Here is a 9091-nt window from a genome sequence, read left to right on the forward strand (position 1 = left end):
CGGCAGTCCCGCACGCGCGACCGGCCGCGTCCCGGGGCGCCGGGGGAATGGGCGCGTGGCCGCGTCAGGCAGACCGGGCGGCCGCTCCAGGTGGGGCAGATCCCTCCGTGGCTGAGCGCGGCGGCGGCCTGCCTGACGGTTATCGTCGCGGTGATCGGCCTCGTGGGGGTGCTGGGCCGGCAGACCGGGCGGAACACCGCCAGCGAGGCCGTCAGCCAGGCCGTGGCACCGCTGTCGGCCGACATCACCGGATCGTCCGAGGGGGCGCGCAGTGCCGCGGGGGGAGGCTCGAGCGACGGTGCGGCGGCTCCCGCGGCCCCCGCCACGACGGCGGTCGACGCCGACGAGGGCGCCGCCACCGCCACGGCGGCGATATTCGCGCACACCGGGCATCCGCTCAGCATCTCCGACGTCCCCCAGCACACCCTCGACCTGCTGTCCGGACGGATCAAGGGGACGCTCAAGGTGCCGCTGCGCGACTACGCCGCCGCGGCGGCGCCGCTACCGCCCGCCGCCGCGGCGGCCCTCGTCACCGAGCTCACCCAGCCGGCCCTGCGCACCTGCTACCTCAGCCTGGCGACCCAGAGCGGCGGCAACGTCATCGCGTTGGATCTCGTTGCTTTCGACGGGCGGCCGGCCGTGCTCGTCGTGCTGTCCGTCCCGGCCGATCCCGACAAGCTGCAAGTGATCGTCCTTGACGAGCGGTGCGGGGTGACCAACATCGCGGCCGCAACGTGGTACAGCACCACCACGCCCCGGCGGTAGCCAACCGGGCCATGGCCGCTGGATGCCGGTGGACGCGGGCGGCCGCCCGTGCGGGCGGCCATCATCCGCCGGGTGCGGCCCAGGTCATGCCCGGCCCCTGGTCACAGGTGCGCCGGTAACGATCCGCGGCCCTTCGCGAAGCGGCTCCGGCGCTGCCGCGACAGTTCCGCGGGCGACGCCGGGCGGGCCTGGCGTCGCCCGGCGGGGCACGGCCGGGCGAGCCCGGCGGCGGTGCGGGAGCACAGACGAGGGAATCGGGTGCGCAATGGGACAGTTGTGGCTGGCGCACGGCCTCACCGGCGACAGCCGGCGATCTGAAGGGACAGGTGGAGATGTGACCGCGCACAGCAGCGGGAACGAATCGAGCATCCCGGGCGCCCGGGATCCCGATGTCCGAGATGTCATCATCATCGGATCCGGTCCGGCCGGCTACACCGCGGCGATATACACGGCGCGCGCGAACCTGCGCCCGCTGGTCTTCGAGGGTTCGGTGGCTGCCGGCGGCGCGCTGATGACCACGACCGAGGTGGAGAACTTCCCCGGTTTCCCCGAGGGCATCCAGGGCCCCGACCTGATGGAAGGCATCCGCCGGCAGGCCGAGCGCTTCGGCGCGGAACTGCTCGCCGAGGACGTCACCGCGGTCGACCTGCGGGCCGACCCGAAGATCGTGACTGCCGAGGACCGGACCTACCGCGCCCACACCGTGATCATCGCCACCGGCTCGGCGTACCGCCGGCTCGGCCTGTCGGACGAGGAGCGGCTGCTGGGACGCGGGGTGTCCGCGTGCGCGACCTGCGACGGCTTCTTCTTCCGGGACCAGGACATCCTCGTCGTCGGCGGCGGTGACTCCGCGCTGGAGGAGGCGACGTTCCTGACCCGCTTCGGCCGATCCGTCACCATCATCCACCGGCGGGACAGGCTGCGGGCAAGCGCGATCATGCAGCAGCGCGCGTTCGCCAACGACAAGATCCTTTTTCGCTGGAACGCCGAGGTCGTGGCAGTCCTCGGCGAGGAGCGGGTCACCGGCGTCCGGGTCCGCGACACCGTGACCGGTGAGACCAGCGAGATAGCCGCCAGCGGGCTGTTCGTCGCCATCGGCCACGAGCCGCGCACCGAACTCGTCCGCGGCCAGCTCGACCTGGACGCCGCCGGCTACGTCGCGGTCGAGCATCCGTCCACCCGCACCAGCCTGCCCGGTGTGTTCGCCTGCGGCGACGTCGTGGACCACATCTACCGGCAGGCCATCACGGCGGCCGGCACCGGGTGCGCCGCGGCGCTGGACGCCGAACGCCATCTGGCCGCCCGCGAGGACGCGACCGGTCGGCCGCCCCGGGCGCCCGCCGAGGCTGTCGCCGGAGCCGCCCCGTCCTGACCACCCCGCCACCCGTGTCCGTGTCCGTGCCCGTGCCCGTGCCCGTGCCGACGGACGCAGTCTCGGGCGCGCCGTCCCCGGCCGGCGGCGCGGCCGTCCACACGGTGCCCACCGGCGATGACCGGCCCGGCGGCGACAACCGAAAGCATCGACAACAACCAGGAGGAGATCATCATGGCAGGAGCCACCCAGCCCGTCACCGACAACACCTTCACCGAGGAGGTCCTGAAGAGCAAGGTGCCCGTCCTGGTCGACTTCTGGGCGGAGTGGTGCGGGCCCTGCCGGCTGGTCGCCCCGGTCCTCGAGGAGATCGCCGCCGAGCACGGTGACAAGCTGCGGGTCGTCAAGCTCAACATCGACGAGAACCCGCAGACCGCTCGGCAGTACCAGATCCTGTCCATCCCCACCCTGGCCGTGTTCGTCAACGGCGAGGTGGACAAGAGCATCGTCGGCGCGAAGCCGAAGGCCGCCCTGCTGCGGGATCTCTCCGCGTACATCTGAGGCGTGTGCATCTGAGGCGTCCCCCGGGACGCCCACCGCGGACGCCCGTCGGAAGGGGCGTCCCGCGCGTCCCACCGGACCTGTGGCCTGTCCGGATCGGTCCGCCGATCCAGGCAGGCCACAGGCGTGCGAGAAGCACGGCCACCGCGGCTCGGCCCGCCGGGACCCGCGTGGGCCGGGCCGCCGCCGGCACGGGAAAATCCACCGGCCGCCACCCGGCTGCCCCACGACCGCGGCGACGGCGGCGGGTCCAGGGCGTGCCTGATGGACGTTGGCCGATGCGGACGGCGCCCAGGCGGCCTCCCGCCCGGCGGAGGACAGCGGGGTCCCCCCGCGGCGCCTACTGCCGGACGGGGGCGTTTCACAGCGGAAGTTATGGGCGACGACGACAACGCGGCGGGTGGCCGCGTGGGCGCCACCCACGCGATCGAACATCTGTCAGAGACGCCCCAGCCGCTAGCCTGTGTCTCCGTGACCCGTCCGCGAGCAGGTTCGAGTGGTAACCGCAGGATCAAACTCCTGCGTCTCGGCGACCGCGACCCCTCGGTCGCCGAGATACGCGCCGCGCTGATCTCCCTGTCGTTCCTGCCGGCCGCGCCGCACCAGCAGGAGGCCTCCGCGGCCGGCCGGCTGCGGCCGAGCGGGACAGATCTGCCACAACCGGCCGGACCACCGACCAGCGGGCTGCCGGGCGGCGGGCTACCGGGCGGGCCACGAAGCGGTGCCCGGGCGGGAACACCCGACAGGCCGCCGCCGGCGGCGGCCCGCTTCGATGCCGCTCGCGAACTCAGTGCCGCCCGCGAACTCGACGTGGCCCTGGAGTTCGACGCCGCCCTCGACCGGGCCGTCCGGGCGTTCCAGCAGAGCCGGGGGCTGTCCGCGGACGGCATCGTCGGCCCGGACACCTTCCGCGCCCTGGAGGAGGCCCGTCGCAGGCTGGGCGACCGGCTGCTCTTCTACAGCGTCAACCATCCCTTCATCGGGGACGACGTGGCAGCGCTGCAGGAACGGCTGTCGAACATGGGGTTCGACGTGGGACGGACGGACGGCATCTTCGGCCCGCGGACCGAGGCGGCCCTCAGGGACTTCCAGTACAACCGCGCGCTGGAGCCCGACGGCCGCTGCGGGCCGCTGACCCTGCGGGAGCTGAAGAAGCTGGAGCGCACCGTCGTCGGTGGCCGCCCGGACGTGCTGCGGGAGTCGGTGCGGCTGCTCCAGCGGGGCCCGTCCCTGCTCGGTGTCGTGGTCGCGGTCGACCCCGGCCACGGCGGGAACGACCCTGGAGTCACCGTCGGCGACCTCTGCGAGCGTGACCTCATCGCCGATCTCGCCGCCCGGCTGGAGGCCCGGCTGCTGGCCTCCGGGCTGGAGGCCTACCTCCTGCACGGCCCGCACGAGTCCCCGGACGACGTCGAGCGGGCGCACCGCGCGAACGAGATCGGCGCGGACCTGCTGGTGTCGCTGCACCTGGACGCGGGGAGGTCACCCCGGGCCCAGGGGGTGTCGTCCTACTACTTCGGCAACGCCCGGGGCTCGTCCGCCGTGGGCGAGCGGCTGGCCACGCTCGTCCAGAAGGAGCTGGTCTCCCGCACGGACCTGGTCGACTGCCGGACCCACGCCAAGACGTGGGAGCTGCTGCGGCGGACGAGGATGCCGGCGATCCGGACGGATCTGGGGTATCTGACGAACCCGCACGACGCCGCCGCGCTCGGGTCGCCGGAGTTCCGGGACACCGTCGCCGAGGCGATCCTCGCCGCGGTGCAGCGGCTGTTCCTGCCGCCGGACCTTGACCCACCGACCGGCCAGCTGCGAGTCCCGACCCTCGCCTCCCGCCGCCCCCGCTGACCCGACGGCTGCGGACCGGAGCCGCTGGCCTGGACGCCCGCCGGGTCTCCAGCGCGCTGACATCCTTCCGCCCTGGAAGACCGGGGCAGCCGGCTTCCTCGCCCCACCGGTCCCGCGCCGCACCGCACCGTCCCGCACCGTCCCGCACCGTCCCGCACCGTCCCGCACCGTCCCGCACCGCGCCGTCCGGTGTCGTCCGGTGTCGTCAGAACCCGTCCCGCGCTGTCCGATGCTGTCGAGAAGGCCGGTGGACGGCGGAACGGCCCGCCCGCACCGGAGGAGGCAGCGGCGGGGGAGGGACAGCGGAAGCCACGGGAAACGGAGGAACGGGAGCAGCCAGGGCCGCCGGACGGCCGGAGGTCAGCCCGCTGGAACGGTCCCGGCGACGCCTCCGACCTGACGCAGCATCCCTTCGGGCGCCATCGACCCCAGCAGCCGCTCGAGGGCCACCTCGACGTCCTCCCGCCAGCTCACGGTGTTCTTGACCTCGAGCCGCAGCCGTGGCCACCGATGGTGGGGCCGCACGGTCTTGAAGCCGACGGCGAGCAGGTAGTCGGCGGGCACCACGCACCGGGTGCCTTCGCCCTTGAGGTCGCCGAACGCCTCGATGGCACGGAAGCCGCGCCGGAACACGTCCTTGGCGATCGTCTGGACGAGGATGCGCCCCAGGCCCTGCCCGGCGAAGTCCTCCATGATCTTCACGGTCATGAGCAGGACGGCGTCCGGGCTGACCGGGCTGGTCGGGAAGGCAACCGACCGGGGCACGTACGCGGCCGGCGCGTACATCGCGAAACCGGCCGGGACACCGTCCACGTAGATGATCTTTCCGCAGCTTCCCCACTCGAGGAGGGCGGAGGACACCCACGCCTCCTTCTCCAGCGCGGTGTCCCCGGCCTCCTCGGCCCGGCTACGGGCGACGGGGTCGAGCTCCCAGAAGACGCATCGGCGACATCGCACCGGCAGGTCGTCGATGTTGTCGAGAGTGATGTTGGCGATGCGGCGGCTCATGATTCGACGTCCCACCCGGCCCGGCTTCTGGCGGCGACGGCAACGCTGGCATCTCGCACAGGGTCAGACTAGCTCGGCCGTCCTGATCCTCATCGGCCTGTTCCGGATCCACCCGGCCGTGCCGGGCCGGACGGTGCCGTGCCAGGCAACGTTCGCCCCAGCCGTCGTGCCCAGGCAGCTCCGGAGGCGTTGCCGGGAGCGCTCAGGCAGCGCCGCTCCCCGGCCCTCGGCTCCCCGGCCCTCGGCTCCCCGGCCCTCGGCTCCCCGGCCCTCTGCCCCCTGGCCCTCGGCCGGGAACCAGCGGGACACGACGGCCAGGGTGGGCATCGGCTCGACACGGGGCTGACTCTCCGGCCGGCCGGCTCTCACCAGCGCGTCCGGGCTTTTCCCGGCTTTTCCCCATCTGGGCTCCCCTTCGAGCACCCGGGCTCGCAGGGGAGCAAGCCGCGCCACTGGCGCGGTGGGGCCACCGTGTCTCTCCCGAGTACCCAGGTCTCCCGAATACCCAGGCTCGGGGGGACGCGGAAGCCGATTCATGGCTGTGGGTGCTCCGGCCCCTGGGACGCTTCAGGCGTCCGGGAGTTCGCGCTTACGGGCCACGCCGCCAACGGCACCACCCCGTGGCCGGCCATCAGGCAGCTGAGGTGTCCGGGAACTCGCCCTTCGGCATCCCCGCGACGGTGTTCGGTCAGCCCCCGAGGCCCGTGGAGGCCCTGCGGACGGCTGCGCTGTTTCACGTGGGCGCGAGGTTCCACGTGAAACAGCGGCCTCTCCTCGTCTTCCTCGTCCGGGCCGGGAGCCCTCACCCGGACGAGGAAGACGAGGAGACGGCTCCCGACGCCGTCATCACCGCGACGATCCGCTCCAGGTCCTCGATGCTCGCGAACTCAACCGTGATCTTTCCCTTGTTCCGGCCCATGTCGACCTTCACCCGTGTGTCGAACTGGTCGGAGAGACGGGATGCGAGCTTGTGCAGGGCCGGCGAGGTGACCCGCGGGCGGTGGGGCGGCGTCCGCCGCGGCCCCTCCTCGCCCAGCGCGACGATCTCCTCGACGGCCCGCACGGACAGCCCCTCGGCGACGATGCGGGTGGCGAGCCGGTCCTGCGCATCGGGATCCTCCAGCGACAGCAGCGCGCGGGCGTGGCCGGCCGAGAGCACGCCGGCCGCCACCCGTCGCTGCACGGCCGGCGGCAGCCCCAGCAGTCGGATCATGTTGGTGACGTGGGAGCGGGAGCGCCCGAGCTTCCCGGCGAGTTCCTCGTGGGTGGCGCCGAAGTCGCGCAGGAGCTGCTCGTAGGCGGCCGCTTCCTCCAGCGGGTTGAGCTGCTGGCGGTGCAGGTTCTCCAGCAGGGCGTCGCGCAGCATGGCGTCGTCGGCGGTGTCCCGCACGATGGCGGGGATCTGGCTGAAGCCCGCAAGCCTGGACGCCCGCCAGCGCCGTTCGCCCATGACCAGCTCGTAGCGTCCGGGCATGATCTCGCGGACGACGATGGGCTGGAGCAGGCCGACCTCCCGCAGGCTCGCGGCCAGCTCCTCCAGGGCGTCCTCGTCGAAGTGCGTCCGCGGCTGGCGGGGGTTCGGCGTCACCGAGTCGACCGGGACCTCCCGGAAGGTGGCGCCGTGGACGGGCGCCGGTCCGACCGGCAGCCCGAAACCGTCGTCAATACTCGTGCTGATCCCGCCGACGCCCTCCGTCCCGGTCGGGATCAGTGCTCCCAGGCCGCGTCCCAGCCCACCCCGGCGCGCGGTCACACTCCCACTCCGTTCGGCTCGAAGCCCCGCTCGGCGATTTCACGCGCGGCGGCCAGATAGGACAGCGACCCGCGGGAGGCGGGGTCGTAGGTCAGCACCGAGCGGCCGTAGCTCGGCGCCTCGGCGATCCGCACGTTACGCGGGATGGTCGTGCCCAGGACGCGGCTGCCGAAGTGCTCCTTGACCTCGTGCACGACCTGGTCCGCCAGCCGCGTCCGCGAGTCGTACATGGTCAGGATGATGGTAGACAGCCGAAGCTCGGGGTTGAGGTGTGCCTGCACGAGTTCGACGTTACGCAGGAGCTGTCCCAGCCCCTCAAGCGCGTAGTACTCGCACTGGATGGGTATCAGGAGTTCCTTGGCGGCCACCAGGGCGTTGACGGTGAGCAGCCCGAGGCTCGGCGGGCAGTCCACCAGGATGTAGTCGACCTCCTGCCGCAGCCCGGCGATCGCCCGGCGCAGCCGGGTCTCCCGCGCCACCACCGACACCAGCTCGATCTCCGCGCCGGCGAGGTCGATCGTGGCCGGGGCGCAGTACAGCCCCTCGGCCTCGGACGACCTGACGACGACCTCCTCAAGCGGCCGGTCCCCGAGCAGCACCTCGTAGATGGACGGGACACCGGAACGGTGGTCGACCCCGAGAGCCGTCGATGCGTTGCCCTGCGGGTCCAGGTCGATGCAGAGGACCCGGCATCCGTGCATGGCCAGGGCCGTGGCGAGATTGACCGTGGTGGTGGTTTTCCCCACCCCGCCCTTCTGGTTCGCCACAGTGATGATGCGCTGTCGCGTCGGCCGGGGAAACGGCCGTCGTCGTTCCATTGTCAAGGCTTCCACTGCCGCTGCTGCCGCCGCTCCGATAGGGGTGGATGGATCGTTCGTATCCAGCGACGTGTCGGCGGGACGAACACCGTTCCGCGCCACGCGCATGGATCTGCTACTTCCTCCTGGCGCTGTTTCACGTGGAACGTGCGCGCCCACCTGCACGTTGCGCCTCCCGTCCTCGCCGCGTTTCACGCGTTTTCCCACTTCCCTGTCGGCGCCCAGGCTGTGGCGCCGCATGGACGGCGCGCAGTACGGTGGCCGGCTCGGTCACCCGTCCAACCCCGCACTTCACGACAGCCACATCACGCCAGCCCTGGGTCTCCAGCTCACCTCGCGCGACCGACAGCTCCTCGACAACGCTTGCCCCGCGCAGTGCAAGCATGACACCGCCCGGTTTCACCATTGGTAGGAGCATCGCGCCCAACCGTTCCAGGGGCGCGAGGGCCCGTGCAACGCAGACATCGAACGCGCGGGTATCCACGGTAGCGGCAGCGTCGGGCGCGCGTCCGCGAAGCACGATGACCCGCCCCTCAAGACCGAGCCGGCCCACCGCCTCCTGGAGGAACAGACAGCGGCGCTGCATCGGCTCGAGCAGGGTCACCCGCAGATCGGGACGAGCGAGGGCAAGCGGTATCCCGGGCAGCCCGGCTCCGCTGCCCACGTCCACGACGGCCGCCGCGTGATCGACAACATCCGCCACGACCGCGCTGTTGAGCAGGTGACGCTCCCAGAGCCGGTCGGCCTCTCGAGGGCCGATCAGGCCGCGTTCGACACCAGCGGTGGCAAGGAGGTCCGCGTAGACGCGGGCGAGCTCGAAACCGGCTCCGAAGACCTCGGGAGCGATGGGCGGGGGATCGTACACAGTCACCATCCGACCAGCATGCTCGACAGCGGGACACAAACGGCGCAACCAGCCTTCGGCACGCTCCGGGATTCCCACCGGATCGACTTCGCCGGCCCGGCAGGCCCGAGAACCAGCCTGGGGAGCCGATCCCGGCGGGCGCGGCGGGCGCGGCGGGCGCGGCG

At 72.4% G+C, this 9091-nt stretch carries 7 protein-coding genes and 1 pseudogene; 4 read left to right on the top strand and 4 right to left on the bottom strand.

All coding sequences use genetic code 11. The annotated features are described in order from the left end of the window. From NBX02_RS22720 to NBX02_RS22735, 4 genes and pseudogenes are all read left to right on the top strand, one after another. Nucleotides 1–765 (top strand): annotated as a pseudogene (locus NBX02_RS22720) (hypothetical protein); the annotation flags it as partial. Nucleotides 766–1099: 334 nt separating this feature from the next. After that, nucleotides 1100–2137, top strand: coding sequence for a thioredoxin-disulfide reductase (gene trxB, locus NBX02_RS22725; protein WP_250293095.1), 1038 nt, complete (start codon nucleotides 1100–1102; stop codon nucleotides 2135–2137). Between the two features lie 174 nt (nucleotides 2138–2311). Continuing rightward, nucleotides 2312–2638 carry a thioredoxin gene (trxA, locus tag NBX02_RS22730; protein ID WP_250286129.1) on the top strand — a complete coding sequence of 109 codons (327 nt, stop codon included), beginning with the start codon at nucleotides 2312–2314 and terminating at the stop codon, nucleotides 2636–2638. A gap of 510 nt (nucleotides 2639–3148) precedes the next feature. Continuing rightward, nucleotides 3149–4483, top strand: a complete 1335-nt coding sequence (locus NBX02_RS22735; protein WP_445548593.1) for an N-acetylmuramoyl-L-alanine amidase — start codon at nucleotides 3149–3151, stop codon at nucleotides 4481–4483. A gap of 360 nt (nucleotides 4484–4843) precedes the next feature. On the opposite strand, the gene NBX02_RS22740 is transcribed toward NBX02_RS22735, so the two are convergent. From NBX02_RS22740 to rsmG, 4 genes are all read right to left on the bottom strand, one after another. Then, nucleotides 4844–5491 carry a GNAT family N-acetyltransferase gene (locus NBX02_RS22740; protein ID WP_250286126.1) on the bottom strand — a complete coding sequence of 216 codons (648 nt, stop codon included), beginning with the start codon at nucleotides 5489–5491 and terminating at the stop codon, nucleotides 4844–4846. Nucleotides 5492–6293: 802 nt separating this feature from the next. After that, nucleotides 6294–7244, bottom strand: a complete 951-nt coding sequence (locus NBX02_RS22745) for a ParB/RepB/Spo0J family partition protein (protein WP_250286125.1) — start codon at nucleotides 7242–7244, stop codon at nucleotides 6294–6296. Beyond that, complete coding sequence (locus NBX02_RS22750) at nucleotides 7241–8302, bottom strand: ParA family protein (RefSeq protein ID WP_445548592.1); 1062 nt, start codon at nucleotides 8300–8302, stop codon at nucleotides 7241–7243. Before NBX02_RS22750 ends, NBX02_RS22745 begins: the two co-directional genes overlap by 4 nt. Continuing rightward, nucleotides 8199–8936, bottom strand: a complete 738-nt coding sequence (gene rsmG, locus NBX02_RS22755; protein ID WP_250286123.1) for a 16S rRNA (guanine(527)-N(7))-methyltransferase RsmG — start codon at nucleotides 8934–8936, stop codon at nucleotides 8199–8201. Before rsmG ends, NBX02_RS22750 begins: the two co-directional genes overlap by 104 nt. Nucleotides 8937–9091 lie beyond the last annotated feature (155 nt).

The organism is Protofrankia sp. CiP1_Cm_nod1, assembly GCF_920888515.1.
Classification (GTDB): Bacteria; Actinomycetota; Actinomycetes; order Frankiales; family Frankiaceae; genus Protofrankia.